The 14,345-nt window shown below is 41.3% G+C and carries 15 protein-coding genes; 11 read left to right on the forward strand and 4 right to left on the reverse strand.

What is annotated here, in order from left to right; genetic code table 11:
• Positions 1 to 49 precede the first annotated feature (49 nt).
• From bglB to IGJ39_RS01305, 11 genes are all read left to right on the forward strand, one after another.
• A complete protein-coding gene (bglB, locus tag IGJ39_RS01255; protein ID WP_019722419.1) occupies positions 50 to 1,156 on the forward strand; it encodes a beta-galactosidase BglB in 1,107 nt (368 codons plus the stop codon).
• A 16-nt stretch (positions 1,157 to 1,172) separates the two neighbouring features.
• A complete protein-coding gene (locus IGJ39_RS01260; protein WP_019722418.1) occupies positions 1,173 to 2,192 on the forward strand; it encodes a TRAP transporter substrate-binding protein in 1,020 nt (339 codons plus the stop codon).
• Positions 2,193 to 2,195: 3 nt separating this feature from the next.
• Complete coding sequence (locus tag IGJ39_RS01265) at positions 2,196 to 2,675, forward strand: TRAP transporter small permease (RefSeq protein WP_010736585.1); 480 nt, start codon at positions 2,196 to 2,198, stop codon at positions 2,673 to 2,675.
• A gap of 10 nt (positions 2,676 to 2,685) precedes the next feature.
• On the forward strand, positions 2,686 to 3,981 hold the full coding sequence (locus tag IGJ39_RS01270; protein ID WP_019722417.1) for a TRAP transporter large permease: 1,296 nt from the start codon (positions 2,686 to 2,688) through the stop codon (positions 3,979 to 3,981).
• 13 nt (positions 3,982 to 3,994) lie between these two features.
• Entirely contained in the window at positions 3,995 to 4,834 is an 840-nt protein-coding gene (locus tag IGJ39_RS01275) for a sugar phosphate isomerase/epimerase family protein (RefSeq protein WP_019722416.1), read from the forward strand.
• Between the two features lie 58 nt (positions 4,835 to 4,892).
• Positions 4,893 to 5,804, forward strand: coding sequence for an AraC family transcriptional regulator (locus tag IGJ39_RS01280; RefSeq protein ID WP_019722415.1), 912 nt, complete (start codon positions 4,893 to 4,895; stop codon positions 5,802 to 5,804).
• 51 nt (positions 5,805 to 5,855) lie between these two features.
• Positions 5,856 to 6,617: an IclR family transcriptional regulator gene (locus IGJ39_RS01285; protein WP_010736580.1), complete on the forward strand. Its 762-nt coding sequence runs from the start codon at positions 5,856 to 5,858 to the stop codon at positions 6,615 to 6,617.
• A 93-nt stretch (positions 6,618 to 6,710) separates the two neighbouring features.
• Positions 6,711 to 7,355, forward strand: a complete 645-nt coding sequence (locus tag IGJ39_RS01290) for a bifunctional 4-hydroxy-2-oxoglutarate aldolase/2-dehydro-3-deoxy-phosphogluconate aldolase (RefSeq protein WP_029593938.1) — start codon at positions 6,711 to 6,713, stop codon at positions 7,353 to 7,355.
• Positions 7,356 to 7,361: 6 nt separating this feature from the next.
• Complete coding sequence (locus IGJ39_RS01295) at positions 7,362 to 8,369, forward strand: sugar kinase (protein WP_019722413.1); 1,008 nt, start codon at positions 7,362 to 7,364, stop codon at positions 8,367 to 8,369.
• 16 nt (positions 8,370 to 8,385) lie between these two features.
• The gene (gene kduI, locus IGJ39_RS01300; RefSeq protein ID WP_019722412.1) at positions 8,386 to 9,228 is read left to right on the forward strand and encodes a 5-dehydro-4-deoxy-D-glucuronate isomerase; all 843 of its coding nucleotides are present in this window, start codon (positions 8,386 to 8,388) and stop codon (positions 9,226 to 9,228) included.
• A 15-nt stretch (positions 9,229 to 9,243) separates the two neighbouring features.
• Entirely contained in the window at positions 9,244 to 10,047 is an 804-nt protein-coding gene (locus tag IGJ39_RS01305; protein WP_019722411.1) for a gluconate 5-dehydrogenase, read from the forward strand.
• Between the two features lie 41 nt (positions 10,048 to 10,088).
• Here IGJ39_RS01305 and fni read toward each other — a convergent pair whose 3' ends face one another.
• Genes fni through mvk form a run of 4 tightly spaced genes read right to left on the reverse strand, consistent with a single transcriptional unit; the run spans position 10,089 to position 14,144 of the window.
• Positions 10,089 to 11,132 (reverse strand): type 2 isopentenyl-diphosphate Delta-isomerase, encoded by a 1,044-nt coding sequence (gene fni / locus IGJ39_RS01310; protein ID WP_195339238.1) that lies wholly within the window; start codon positions 11,130 to 11,132, stop codon positions 10,089 to 10,091.
• Positions 11,129 to 12,214: a phosphomevalonate kinase gene (locus tag IGJ39_RS01315; protein WP_019722409.1), complete on the reverse strand. Its 1,086-nt coding sequence runs from the start codon at positions 12,212 to 12,214 to the stop codon at positions 11,129 to 11,131. The genes fni and IGJ39_RS01315 overlap by 4 nt, the downstream gene beginning before the upstream one ends.
• 12 nt (positions 12,215 to 12,226) lie before the next feature.
• On the reverse strand, positions 12,227 to 13,204 hold the full coding sequence (gene mvaD, locus IGJ39_RS01320; RefSeq protein WP_019722408.1) for a diphosphomevalonate decarboxylase: 978 nt from the start codon (positions 13,202 to 13,204) through the stop codon (positions 12,227 to 12,229).
• Positions 13,197 to 14,144 (reverse strand): mevalonate kinase, encoded by a 948-nt coding sequence (mvk, locus tag IGJ39_RS01325; RefSeq protein ID WP_019722407.1) that lies wholly within the window; start codon positions 14,142 to 14,144, stop codon positions 13,197 to 13,199. The genes mvaD and mvk overlap by 8 nt, the downstream gene beginning before the upstream one ends.
• Between the last annotated feature and the right edge of the window lie 201 nt (positions 14,145 to 14,345).

The following is a 14,345-nucleotide window of genomic DNA, read 5'->3' on the forward strand; positions in this document are numbered from 1 at the left end:
TGATATATTAACAGCATAGAATGAAAGCGTTTAAAAAGGAGAGGGAAAATTGATTATTAAAGAGGAACTATTTGTACAGAAAGAAGTTGTAGAAGGAACGATTGACCGATTAGTGGAGAATTTGACGAAGATCAACGATGATTCAGGTGAATTTTTATTGGATTTTGATGGGTTAAAGGTGGATGACAAAAGTTGGTCTGTTTGGAATTGGCCACAAGGTGTAGGGCTATACGGTATCTACAAAAATTATCAGTTGACTAAAAATCCTCGTGCGGCGGAAGTGGTGAAGGAATGGTTTGAAGCACGGATGCAAGAAGGCGCACCGCCAAAAAACGTCAACACGATGGCACCAATCCTCACGATGGCGTATTTATATGAGGAGACGGGTGATACACGCTACTTGCCTTACTTGCAACAATGGGCGGAATGGGTCATGAATGATATGCCTCGGACAGAGGAAGACGGATTACAGCACGCTACATATGGACCAGAAAATAAGAATCAATTGTGGGATGACACGTTGATGATGACGGTTTTGCCATTAGCCAAAATCGGTAAGCTCCTAGATCGTCCAGAATACCTAGAGGAAGCCAGATACCAATTTATGATCCATATCAAATATTTGATGGATAAACGTACAGGTCTTTGGTACCACGGGTGGACCTTTGAAGGTAATCATAATTATGCGGAAGCATTTTGGGGACGAGGAAATTGTTGGTTGACGATTGCGATTCCTGAGATCATCGCGATTCTGGAACTGAAAGAAGGAGATGCTTTCCGTAAATTATTAATCGAAACGCTAGAAGCCCAAGTGCAAACCTTAGCAAAATATCAATCAGAAAGTGGCTTATGGCATACCTTGATCGATGATCCAACCTCATACTTAGAATCATCTGCGACAGCAGGTTTTGCTTACGGTATTTTAAAAGCAGTGCATGAGCGCTACTTGCCAAAGAAATATTTAGAGATCGCCTATCGTGCCATTCAGGGATTGCTTGAGCAAGTAGATGAAACTGGCGAAGTCCAAAATGTTTCGGTAGGTACAGGGATGGGCGATGATCTAGAGTTTTACCGTACGATCGGTAAGACAGCGATGCCTTATGGCCAATCGTTACTTGTATTATGTCTGACAGAATTACTTGTGTCGTATTGTTGATAGAAAGGAGAAAAAAATGAAAAAAACACTTGCTTTTGCTTTTTGTTTACTGGGAATCATCGGTTTGAGTGGTTGTAGTAGTCAGTCAAGTGTTGGTGTTGTCGCAAATGCAGAGGAAGAAGCAACGATCACTTTACGTTTTGCTTATGCCAGTAATAGTCAGCCAGTCATTGATGCAATGAATAAATTCGGAGAGTTAGTAGAAGAAAAAACAGCTGGCTCAGTCAAAGTAAAATATTTTCCTGATGGTCAATTGGGGGGAGAACGTGAATTGATCGAACTGACTCAATCAGGTGCGATTGATTTTACGAAAGTCAGTGCTTCTGCGTTAGAAAGTTTCTCTAAAGTCTATTCGATTTTTTCAGTTCCTTACTTGTTCAATGATGAGCAACATTTCTTCAATGTCATGGAGAACGAAGAGATCATGCAACCCATTTATCAATCAACGACAGATTTAGGTTTTTCTGGTCTCACCTATTATGATTCAGGGCAACGTAGTTTTTATATGGTCGATGGCCCGATCCACACACCGGATGATCTAAAAGGGAAAAAAATCCGCGTGATGCAAAGTGAAACGGCCATTAGAATGGTGGAACTACTAGGTGGATCACCTGTGCCGATGGGCAGTGACGAAGTATATACTTCGCTACAGTCAAACTTGATCAACGGATCAGAGAACAATGAATTTGTTTTGTATACAGCCGGGCATGGTGGTGTAGCCAAGTATTATTCCTATGATGAGCATACACGAGTACCGGATATCATCATCATGAACGATGCGATCAAGGAACGTTTGACTGCTGAGCAACAACAAGCAATTGAAGAAGCGGCGAAAGAATCAACGATTTTTGAAATCGAAGCATTCGCTCAAGCAATCGAAGAAGAAAAAAGAGTGGCAACGAAAGAATATGGCGTCCAGTTCAATGAAGTGGACAATACGCCATTTCGTGAAGCAGTCGCACCGTTGCATGACGAATTCAAAAATCATCCAGATTTTCAAACGCTTTACCGAATGATCCAAGAAGAAGGGGTGTAATCGATGAAAAAAGGAATCAGTCGGCTGTTAGAATTTTTAGGAGCATGTCTGTTGATTGGTATGATCATCATTGTCTTGTGGCAAGTATTCTCGCGAACGATTTTGGGTAATCCAAATACTGTAACAGAAGAATTAGTGCGTTTTGGATTAGTCTGGTTTGCGATGCTATCTTCCGCTTATGTAGTGGGTCAAAAAGGGCACTTAGCAGTTACACTGTTAAGTGAGAAACTGACTGGTAAGAAAGCAAATGTATTGGAGATCGTCGTTCAGTGTCTTTTTCTGGCTTTTGCAATCACGATCATGGTTTATGGTGGTTGGAATGCTGTGACATTGACGATGGGGCAAATTTCCCCTTCATTAGGGATTCCGATGGGCTATGTCTATTTATCGGTGCCGGTCTCAGGTGTTTTGATCATTATCTACAGTTTGATCAATTTGATTGAAGCAATGAATAGGAAGTCTGTCGTTCAGGAAAAGGGATAGGAGGAATTTGATGGCTTTAGAAGCAGGTGCAATTTTATTTTTTGTTTTTGTCTTTTTATTGATTGTTGGAATGCCCATTGCAATCAGTATCGCTTTTTCATCGATGCTCACGTTGTTATTAGTGATTCCCTTTGATGTGGCAGCGTTTAGTTCTGCGCAAAAAATGGTCGGGAGTATCAATAGTTTCTCATTGATTGCCATTCCATTTTTCGTTTTTTCAGGAATCATTATGAACCATGGTGGGATTGCTAAAAAATTAGTTGATTTTGCTATGTTGTTTGTTGGTCGGATCCCTGGGTCTTTGGCCCATACGAATGTTTTAGGAAACGCATTGTTCGGCTCAATCTCCAGTTCGGCGATTGCTGCTTCGACAGCGATTGGGGGCGTGCTGATCCCGCAACAAGTCGAAGAAGGGTACGATCGTAAATTTGCGACAGCAGTCAATATTGCTTCGGCACCTACAGGGATGGTGATCCCACCAAGTACAGCATTTATCATGTATTCTTTAGTTGCCGGAGGCGCTTCGATCTCAGCTCTATTTATGGGTGGCTATTTAGTGGGAGCTTTGTGGTCGTTAGGAATCATGCTCGTTGCATTTGTAGTGGCGAAGAAAAATAAATATCCGACAGTACCAAAAGGACAAGGGAAGCAAGTCGGAAAAGTGTTAAAAGAAGCAATCCCAAGTTTAGCTTTGATCGTTATCATCATTGGTGGTATTTTGACAGGATTCTTCACAGCTATCGAAGCATCTGCGATTGCGGTATTGTATTCTTTATTGATTTCCATGTTTTTCTACAAGACAGTGAAACTGCAAGATATACCAAAGATGTTGGTACAATCCGTGGCGATGTCGGGAACGATCATGTTTTTATTAGCGACGTCTTCCATGATGTCATTCGCTATGGCATTTACTGGGATACCTCAAGCAATCAGCAGCCTGATCATTGGAGTTACTGATAATCGCTTCATTATTTTATTATTGATCAATATCATTTTGTTACTTGTTGGGATGTTTATGGATGTCGCGCCAGCGATTTTGATTTTTACGCCGATTTTCTTGCCGATCGCGACAAGTGTTGGTGTCGATCCAGTCCACTATGGCTTATTTTCGATCATGAATCTTTGTGTCGGTTCCATTACCCCGCCAGTAGGTACCGGACTATATGTAGGAGCGAGTGTTGGTGGAGTTAAAGCAGAAGCGATGTTGAAGCCACTGTTACCATTTTACGGTGTCATATTAACAGTTTTATTGTTGATTACGTATTTCCCACAAATCGTAATGTGGTTACCGAATCTATTAGGATGAAGGAGAAGGCATGATGAACTTAAACTTAGTTGCCAGAGGTCATGACTTGAGCCACGTACAAACCGTGGATGATTTAGCAAAAAAAGCGCGTCAACAAAACATTTCTACGCTACAATTAGCATTAAGTCGTTCATTTCCTACACTTGCAGCAGATGGACAAGCCATCAATGCTGGAATGGGGCAATATATGAAAAATATTCTCGCAAAAGAAGGCATAAGTGTCGGTATTTTAAGCTGTTATATCAACATGATCCACCCTGATCTATCTGTTCGTGAAACGGTGCTTCGTCAATTTGAACGATATCTCCAATATGCTGCAAGCTTCGGGGCGACGATGGTCGCAACCGAAACGGGGAGCGTGAGTGAAGCGGGTTATACAGAGGAGAACTTTTCAGATGAAGCCTTCTTACAGATCGTTGAAGCCATTCACCGATTAGTACGAGCTGGAGAAAAGCATCGAATGATGGTGGGCATCGAACCAGGCTTGAATCATCCGTTGTATTCATTGGATCGTGTGGCAGAGTTAGTTGCTAAGATCGATTCGGACTATCTAGGCATCCTTTTAGACCCAACCAATCTGATCACTGCAAAAAACTATCATCAACAAGTAAGTTTAGTCGAAGAAGCCTTTGAACGGTTTGGAGAAAAAATTTGCGGATTGCATCTGAAAGATTATATTGTTTCTGACAAAGAAGAGATCATCCCGGTAGATCTAGGGACAGGCATGATCGATTATGAAGCCATCGTAAACATCGCACAGAAACATCGTCCCTATCTTTATATCGTCTTAGAAGAAACAAAGGATGATGCACTAAAACAAGGTGTAATCATGTTGGAACAAGCCACAGGATAAGAAAATAATAGAATACCCGATTGTTCAATAGTGAGCAATCGGGAAAAGGGGGATAGAGATGGAAAAGAAACCGATCAATGGAAAACAAGTGAATACGATGATTTCGGATCAGTATGAGATTTATCATGTAAAAGATATCGTTAGCCAAAACAAAACGGTTTATCATCATCATGATTTCTATGAAATCCATGCTACTTTAGAAGGAGAAGCCATTTTTTATTTAGATGGTCGTCAGTTTGCGATCCAACCAGGAAATGTTTTGTTGATCCATTCAAGAGATCTGCATCGGATCGTTCGTCAGTCAACTGACGTATTCGAGCGTGTCTACATGTTTATCACCCCTGCATTCCTAGAGAGTCGTTCCACCAAGTGGTCCAATCTATCCGCCTGTTTTTGGCCGATCGGTGAACGCCGCAGCCGGATATTACATATTGAACCACAAGTACTAAAAGAAAAACTTTCTTTTATCGACCAAACGTTGGATCGAAAAGATTATGGTGCAGATATTCGTTATGAACAAGCGCTAGTTGAATATTTGATTTTTCTCAACCGTATGGTACAGATCGAAGAACATATTTCGGAAGAAAATTTCACTGTACCGAATGAACGGTTAGAAAAAATGCTTCAATTTGTCGCAAAGAATTTGAGTGAACCGCTCTCCCTCAAACAAATGGAAAAAGAATTCTTCATCAGTAAATATCATGTGACTCGCGAATTCAAAAAACATACTGGTTTTACATTCCATCAATACGTAATGAAGAAAAAACTACTTTATTCAAAACAACTATTAAGAGAGTACGGCAGCTCAAGTTCCGTTTATAGTAAATGTGGTTTCGCTTCTTATCCTCACTATTTACGCGCATTCAAAACCGAATTTGGCGTAACTCCCAAAGAATTTTTGAAAAAAGATCTGGCAGGAGAGTTTGTTCATTATACGCATTATGAAGAAGAAAACAAAGATCCCTTTTAAATTATTGTTCTTTCCGATATAATTTCCTATATAGAAATAGGAGAGTGGAATATGGAAAATAAAAAACCTTACGGAACTGTTTTAATTAAAGCATCACATATTTTAGATTATCTAGCAGAGCATCCAGATGCTTCATTACAAGAAATTGCAAAAGGTATCGACATGACGTCATCTACTGCATTAAAAATTTTAGATACGTTATCCATGATTGGTTATGTAAATAAAAATCAAGAAAAAAATTATCGTTTAGGTGGGAAACTGGTCCGATATGCAAATAAAAATATCGATCAAATCGATCTAGTTGAACGTACTTTGCCATTTTTGGAAAAACTACAACAAACAATTGATGAAACCATTCATCTAGGTATTTTAGACAACAACGAGATTCTCTATGTCAATAAGTTGGACCCTAAAAATCAAACGATCCGTATGTCTTCAAAAATCGGTATCACGAGACCTTTATATAGTTCAGCAATGGGGAAAGCCGTCTTGGCACATTTTACGGAAGAGCAATATCAACAGTATATCGAACAATGTCCTCTGGTCCCCTTCACTGAATATACGATTACCAATTCTTTAAAACTAAAAAAAGAGATCCAACAAGTTAAACAAACAAAAATCGCCTTCGATGATGAAGAAGTCGAAAAAGACATTTTTTGCATCGGTACCTCTTTAGTTCATGAGAACCAGGTGGTTGGAGCGTTTAGTGTCAGTATGCCAAAATACCGATTAAGTGAAGAAAGCAAGGCTCAAATCATTCAAACGATCCTGCAAACGAAAGAAGAAATCGAAAAAACTTTTGAAAAAAGTTAAAAAGCGTTTGCATTTTTTTATTCCTGCCGTATAATGAAGATGTAAATTTCTTTATTGTAAACTATAATTTCCAAATAAGAAATGGGTGGGAAGATGAAAAAAATGGATATCTTATCTCGTTTGAAACAAGCGGGAGTTATTGCAGTCGTACGAGGAGCAACAAATGAAGAAGCACTGAATGCTTGTCACGCGATTATCAAAGGCGGACTAACTGGCATTGAGTTGACTTTCACCGTGCCACAAGCAGATCGAGTAATTAAAGAACTAGTAGAAACCTACAAAGACCATCAGGATGTGGTGATCGGTGCAGGGACAGTGTTGGATGCTATTACTGCGCGTTTAGCGATTTTAGCAGGTGCTGAGTATATCGTCAGCCCCTGTTTTGATCAGGAAACCGCAGAACTATGCAATTTATACCAAATCCCTTATTTACCAGGATGTATGACGATCGATGAAATCAAAACAGCGCTAAAAAGTGGCGTAGACATTGTCAAACTATTTCCTGGAAGTGCTTTCGGACCAAGTATCATTTCTGCATTCAAAGCACCGATGCCTTATGTCAATATCATGCCTACTGGTGGGGTCAGCCTAGAAAATATGCAAGACTGGTTTGATGCAGGTGTGATCACTGTTGGTGTAGGTGGCAACTTATTAGCTCCAGCAGCACATGGAGATTTTGAGGAAGTAACAAAAGTCGCACAACAATATGCGGCAAAAATGAAAGAAATCACGAGGTAATCGCTCATGGGAAGAGTCGTGACACTCGGAGAAATCATGCTACGCTTGTCGACAGAACAGGGACAACGGTTACAAGACAGTGATCATTTTTGCGCGCATTATGGCGGTGGGGAAGCGAATGTCGCGATCTCATTAGCAAATTATGGACATATGGTTTCGTTCATGTCAAAAGTCCCAGAACATTCACTGGGTCTGGCAGTCGAAAAACACTTACGAAGCTATGGGGTAGATACTAGCCTACTGCTGAAAGGCGGCCCTCGGCTTGGCACATATTATATGGAAACAGGGATCGGTGAACGTGCGGCTTCAGTCATTTATGATCGTGCTGGTTCCAGTTTCGCGGTGATGGATCGCTTGGAATGGTCACTAGAGGATTGTTTTAAGGGAGTCGATCTATTCCATGTTTCAGGAATCACACCGGCATTATCAGAAAATTGGCGATGGCTGACAAAAGAACTTATGGAAGCAGCCAAACAAGCAGGCTGTCAAATCAGTTTTGATATCAATTATCGAGGCAAGCTGTGGACACAACAAGAAGCGGGTGAAGTGTTAGAACAATTATTACCGCTCGTGGATATTTGTTCAGCGGGTGAGATGGATGCGCTTTATTTGTTAGGGATAGCAAAAGCACCTGAAACGACAGTAAACCCACTTATTTATTATTACGAAAAAATGCAAGAAAGATTTCCCAACATCCAAACGTTTTACTCAACCAAACGTACGGTGCATTCAGCGAGTGAAAATGATCTACAAGGTACCTTGTGGATGAAGGATAGCTATTTCGAATCGCCGCTTCATCAAGTCACTTCGATCGTTGATCGTGTGGGTGGAGGAGATGCGTTTGCTGGGGGATTGCTTCATGGAATTTTAGAAGAGATGCAACCACAAGAAATTATTGATTTTGCGACAGCAGCCTCTGCGTTGAAACACACGATTCATGGAGATTGCAACCAATTCAATCAAGCGGAAGTTGCTAGTTTTATCACTAGCGGTTCTGGAAAAATCATTCGATAAAGGAGAGTCTATCAACATGCAAGAAATGGAAACACGTTATACACATAGCCCAGAGGATATCCGTCATTATTCAACAGAACAATTGAGAAATGAATTTTTGGTAGAGAAAGTATTTGTTCCAGGGAAAATCAGTCTTACTTATACGCACAATGATCGTATGATCTTCGGCGGTGTAACACCAACAACTCATCCATTAGAAATCAAACTAGATAAAGAACTAGGTGTTACTTATTTCCTAGAACGTCGCGAGCTTGGTGTGATCAACATCGGCGGACCTGGATTCATTGAAATCAACGGTGAAAAAGAAGAAATGAAGAAACAAGATGGGTATTACATCGGTAAAGAAACAGAGCATGTAGTTTTCTCCTCGGTAGATCCAGAAAACCCTGCAAAATTTTACATCAGTTCTGTGCCAGCACATCACAAATATCCAAATGTAAAAATCAGCATCGATCAAGTGAAACCCATGGAAACAGGCGAAGGTGTCACATTGAATGAGCGCAAAATCTACCAATATATCCATCCAAACGTATGTGAAAGTTGTCAATTACAAATGGGTTACACCATTTTAGAACCGGGTAGTTCATGGAACACGATGCCTTGTCATACACATGAACGTCGCATGGAAGCTTATGTTTACTTTGATTATGCAAATGAAGACACACGTGTGTTCCATATGATGGGTAAACCAGATGAAACCAAACATTTAGTCGTAGATAATGAACAAGCCGTGATTTCGCCAAGCTGGTCGATCCACTCAGGTGTTGGCACAAGCAATTATTCGTTTATCTGGGCAATGTGTGGTGAAAATATCACCTATACAGATATGGATATGGTATCAATGGATCAATTGAAATAGGAAAGGAAGATAAAAATGTCATTCAATATGGATATGTTTCGCTTAGACAATAAAGTCGCTTTAATCACCGGTGCGGTATACGGAATCGGTTTTGAGATTGCTCGCTCATTAGCAGAAGCTGGAGCAACGATCGTCTTCAATAATTTAACGCAAGAATCAGTAGACGAAGGAATTGCCAACTACAAAGAAATTGGCATTGAAGCAAAAGGCTATGTTTGTGATGTGACGGATGAGTCAGCAGTACAAGCAATGGTCAAACAAATCAAATCAGAAGTTGGTCCAATCGATATTTTGGTCAACAATGCAGGCATCATCAAACGTACACCAATGATCGAAATGGATGCGGCGGATTTCCGTCAAGTCATCGACGTAGACTTGAACGCACCATTTATCATGTCGAAAGCAGTCATCCCAGATATGATTGAAAAAGGTGGCGGGAAAATCATCAATATTTGTTCAATGATGAGTGAACTTGGTCGTGAGACAGTAAGTGCCTATGCTGCTGCTAAAGGCGGATTAAAAATGTTGACGAAAAACATTGCTTCAGAATATGGGCAGTACAACATTCAATGTAATGGGATCGGCCCTGGTTATATCGCGACGCCGCAAACAGCGCCATTAAGAGAAACACAAGAAAACGGGGAGCGTCATCCATTTGACCAATTTATCGTTGGCCGTACACCAGCCGCTCGTTGGGGTGATCCAATCGACTTAGCTGGACCATCTGTCTTCTTAGCATCAAGTGCGTCTGATTTTGTTAACGGACATATCTTGTATGTAGATGGCGGTATCTTAGCTTATATCGGAAAACAACCATAATAAACAAAGAATGACGAGTGCATCGTATGCACTCGTCATTTTTATTTGCGTCGACCATATTTTGATAATGGGATGTCTCTGGCTTCGCACCATTCTTTGACAGGGCCAGAAAAAATCAAGGATTGTTTGGTTAAATCACTTGTTTTTGTTGCACCGACCATAGCATAGAGCATTCGTAGTTCTTCTTGCCACTGTGCCATAAGAGCAATCGTCTCCTCGATCCCGTGTGTCATGTAGTGCGTCAAGATCGTTCCGGAAATCCCTACAGCGTTCGCACCAAGACACAATGCTTTAAAGATATCATAAGCATTTCGTATGCCACCCGAAGCAATGATTTCGGCGGCTGTATTTGCTTCGTTCGCTTCAAGTAAGGAGGACACAGTAGATTGCCCCCAATCCGTCAAATAAGCCAATTCCCGCTTTTTACGACGAGCATTTTCGATTTGTGTGAAGCTTGTTCCGCTACGTCCACTGACGTCAATCGTCTTGATACCTAGTTCAGACAGTTCAATGATGGTCTCCCTCGTCATCCCAAAGCCCACTTCTTTTACGATCACTGGCACATCAAGAGTTTGTTGGATTTCTGAGATCAGTTCTTTCCACTGCGAAAAATCGCGATCCCCTTCAGGCATGACTAATTCTTGTGGTGCATTTAAATGGATCTGTAACGCATCCGCTTGGAAGAGTTCTACAGCTTCTTTGGCACGTGCGACTGAGGTGCCAGCACCGACATTCGCTAAAATCTTCCCTTCAGGATAGACCTCCCGCATCACCGTATAAGAATCTGCCAAGGAAGGATCTTTCAAGGCGGCGCTGACAGAACCGGTAGCAATCATCAACCCAGCACTTTTAGCAATCTGTGCAAGGTCGTGATTGATCTTTTTTGTTTTTTCACTACCGCCAGTCATGGCATTGATATAGAAAGGACTAGAAAGCGTAAAACCTGCAACTTCTGTCTTCAAAGACACTTCACCAACCTTGCTTTGTGGAAGTGGACGATGGACAAGTCGAACGAAGTCAAATTCATTTATCTGTTTGTTGTGAAATGCTTTAGCTAATGATACATGTTCATCTTTTCGATTCATAACTTGTCCTCTTTCTGTTGATGGTAGACATGTAATGGAAGCGGGGTGATCTCAGCTTCTTCCCAAGCACTCATCAATGGAAGGATACCTGATTTTTGGTCCACGATCACGATGCCACAGTCCCCACCGCCAGCGCCAGAAGATTTCGCCGCACCTTCAAATTGTTCAGCTAAACAACACAGTTTATTTAATGCTGGTGTTTCAATCAACACGCCAGTGATAGCAGACAGATCACGCAATAATTCACGATTTTTACGAATCATTTCTTGGATCAAAGCAACGTCGTTTTCTTTAAAACCTTGGATCATCGTGTTGACGCAAAGCGTACTATCTTCAAGGAATTGTTGATACGCCGCCATTTTATCTTCACGAGAGCGATGTACTTGGTCCACTAAGTCGGAAGTAGAGGCAGGACTACCAGTCCAACCAATCAATAAACGGAGATCTTCCGGAGTGTGTAAGGATTCAATAGATAAACCAGGCCAATCGAGCGCTAATAATTCACTGATCGTTTTACTTGATTCTTGTTCTTTGAGCCATTGGTGGTCAAAAGTGGAGAAGGCGATCCAACCACCATAACAGCTAGCCGCAATATCACCACAAGAACCATTGTCCTGGACAGCTAGATTAGCTAAGGCTGCAATTTTAAAAATCTCGAGCTGGGATAAATTCAGTGCGTAAAATTGGTTCAATGCTCGAACCGTCGCTACCGCTACTGCGCCACTAGAACCTAGTCCATACTTCCTGCCGTTTGAGCTATCCAATTCACTGGTTACCTTCAAATCATAAAATGAAAGAAGAATGTTTTTTTCCTGTGCATATTTCTCAGTTAAACGTATAGCAGCAAGGATATAATGGAACGGGTTTTCACGGATATCTAGAACGAGTTCGCCTTTTCGTCTTGTCCAACGCACAGGCATCTCGCTATATTGTGCAGATTGGATACTTCCTACTTTGCGAGCAGCTTCCACTGTTACTGTGACGAATTGATCGACTGCCACGATGATTGCAGGATGCCCCGTTTCGACAACTGCGTATTCTCCAGCGATATAAAGTTTTCCAGGTGCAGATACTTCAACCATAACAATCTCCCTTTATTCAATAATCGTGATTCCTTGCCCAGCATGAGCAAGAATCACTTGTTGACGGCTAAATAATTCAATGAATTTTGCTTGAACAGCCGTTTGATTTTTCTTTTCAACTAATACTTTGACGTTTGGGCCTGCATCCATCGTGAAATAGCAAGGAATGCCTGAAGCACGTAGCTCACGAACTGCTTGCATCGCCTTCAGACTATCTGGAGACCAGTAGGTGAAGGGTGGATTAGCCGCTAACGTGGTGCCGTGCATTTTTAACCCATTTCGCTCCATGATTTCGCCCATTTTTTGGAACGACTTTTCAGCGATTGCTTGTTTCAGCTCCCGTAAATCTGTTTCGACTGAATCAAGCCACCCTTGATAAAAATGCGAAGTTTCCACTGTTCGACGCATCCCATCACGACTAGATACATCTTTTTGTTGGTCATTGATCAATACAAATACCATGGCGAGTTTGTCTTCAAATCCATTAGAAGGGATTTGTTGCGCATATGAAGTTTGGTCATCATGACCTTTTTCCCATTCCACGAAGCCACCAAAAATACTACGACAAGCAGAGCCAGAGCCGCGACGAGCCAGTCTGGATAGGGCTTGTTTATCTAATTCTAGTCCTAGCGCTTCATTACAGGCGCCAGCTAACGCAGCTAGGCCGCTTGCAGAGGAAGCTAACCCTGCGGCTGTTGGAACAAAGTTATGGCTGATCACTTTTGCGCGTTTGTTTGTATTCGCTTGTATGCGTACAAGATCAAGGAAGCGACTGATTTTTTTGGTGGCTGCTTCTGTTTGTAATTCATGATCTAAATAGAACAGATCGTCTGTGAACGAATCTGAAAAAATCACTTCGGTTTCTGTGTAGAAAGCATCGAGAGTGAGAGATAAACTGTTGTTCATCGGAAGAATCAATTCTTCATTTTTTTTGCCCCAATATTTGATCAAGGCGATATTTGTATAAGCACGGGCTTTACCACTAAGCATAGGTATGTACTCCTAATCCTTGAATCCAAGTTTCAGCTGCGCCTGCTTGTATTAGTGCGTGGCTGATTTCTTGAGCTTCTGTTTTTGTTTGTGCTAAGGCAATCATACATCCACCACGTCCGCCACCGGTCAATTTTGCTCCTAAAGCGCCAGCAGCACGTGCGGTAGCGATCAGAGTATCTAAAAAGTCATTACTGATCGTCAAACTTTTTAGAATGTGCTGGGCATCATTCATTGCTTCAGCTAACTTTTCTGGCGAATTGTCGATAATTGCTTTTTTAGCTTGTTTCGTCAAGTATCCTAGTTGTTGGATTTTTTGTCCAGTTTTCTGCGCATCTTTCTCAAAAAGGTGTGCGACATCTTTCACCGCTGCACGTGTTTGTCCTTTGATTCCCGTATCAGCGACAATCAAGAAAGCATCGATATTCAACGCAAAATAATCAAAAGGATGGCCTTTTGTAAAATAAATCGGTTCGAATCCACTTGTTGCGGCAGCATCGATTCCACTGGGATTTCCATGTGCGATTTTTTCAGAAAGTTGCACATGTGCCAATAATTGTTCTCGTGGTAATGGCAACTCATAGGCGGAATAAAAAGCTCGTGTGATCGCAGTGGCTACGGCTGCACTGGAACCCATCCCACGTTCTGCAGGGATGGTGCTCTCAATCGTTAAACGCAATGTGTCTTGCACATGGTAGTGAGTTTTCAGACCAGCAATCAGCTGTTTGATATTATTCAACGCATGTGGTGCATCATGTAAATTTCCTATATAGTAGGAAGAAATAAGTTGATCTTTATTGAATGATTGGAGTGCTTCAAGTGTAGCTGTTACTTTTGTTGCATAAAACGGAAAGGCAATGGCAGGCTCGCCGTAAACGACAGCATGCTCACCCATTAAAATCAGTTTCCCACTCGATTCCCCTTGGCCATGAATTGCCATAATACAACTCCTTCTTTTCCTCTAAGAGTAGCTTTTTAACAAAAAATAAAGCGCCTATTACTATGTGCGCAATGTTTGTCCAAAAAAACAGTCCTTCTTTATTTTACTAAAACCAGTCAAGAAGTAAAATAAAGAATACGATTTCTCGGCAAAAAACGTGATTTTCTTAATAAAATTTTGATTTTTCATAGGAAAGAATCT

This window comes from Enterococcus sp. AZ140, assembly GCF_051714405.1.
In the GTDB taxonomy this organism is placed as follows: Bacteria; Bacillota; Bacilli; order Lactobacillales; family Enterococcaceae; genus Enterococcus_B; species Enterococcus_B pernyi.

Coding starts and splice junctions, on each gene's coding strand:
- IGJ39_RS01260 (WP_019722418.1), top strand. CDS start 1,173: ATGAAAAAAACACTTGCTTTTGCTTTTTGTTTACTGGGAATCATCGGT.
- IGJ39_RS01265 (WP_010736585.1), top strand. CDS start 2,196: ATGAAAAAAGGAATCAGTCGGCTGTTAGAATTTTTAGGAGCATGTCTG.
- IGJ39_RS01270 (WP_019722417.1), top strand. CDS start 2,686: ATGGCTTTAGAAGCAGGTGCAATTTTATTTTTTGTTTTTGTCTTTTTA.
- IGJ39_RS01275 (WP_019722416.1), top strand. CDS start 3,995: ATGAACTTAAACTTAGTTGCCAGAGGTCATGACTTGAGCCACGTACAA.
- IGJ39_RS01280 (WP_019722415.1), top strand. CDS start 4,893: ATGGAAAAGAAACCGATCAATGGAAAACAAGTGAATACGATGATTTCG.
- IGJ39_RS01285 (WP_010736580.1), top strand. CDS start 5,856: ATGGAAAATAAAAAACCTTACGGAACTGTTTTAATTAAAGCATCACAT.
- IGJ39_RS01290 (WP_029593938.1), top strand. CDS start 6,711: ATGAAAAAAATGGATATCTTATCTCGTTTGAAACAAGCGGGAGTTATT.
- IGJ39_RS01295 (WP_019722413.1), top strand. CDS start 7,362: ATGGGAAGAGTCGTGACACTCGGAGAAATCATGCTACGCTTGTCGACA.
- kduI (WP_019722412.1), top strand. CDS start 8,386: ATGCAAGAAATGGAAACACGTTATACACATAGCCCAGAGGATATCCGT.
- IGJ39_RS01305 (WP_019722411.1), top strand. CDS start 9,244: ATGTCATTCAATATGGATATGTTTCGCTTAGACAATAAAGTCGCTTTA.
- fni (WP_195339238.1), bottom strand. CDS start 11,132: ATGAATCGAAAAGATGAACATGTATCATTAGCTAAAGCATTTCACAAC.
- IGJ39_RS01315 (WP_019722409.1), bottom strand. CDS start 12,214: ATGGTTGAAGTATCTGCACCTGGAAAACTTTATATCGCTGGAGAATAC.
- mvaD (WP_019722408.1), bottom strand. CDS start 13,204: ATGCTTAGTGGTAAAGCCCGTGCTTATACAAATATCGCCTTGATCAAA.
- mvk (WP_019722407.1), bottom strand. CDS start 14,144: ATGGCAATTCATGGCCAAGGGGAATCGAGTGGGAAACTGATTTTAATG.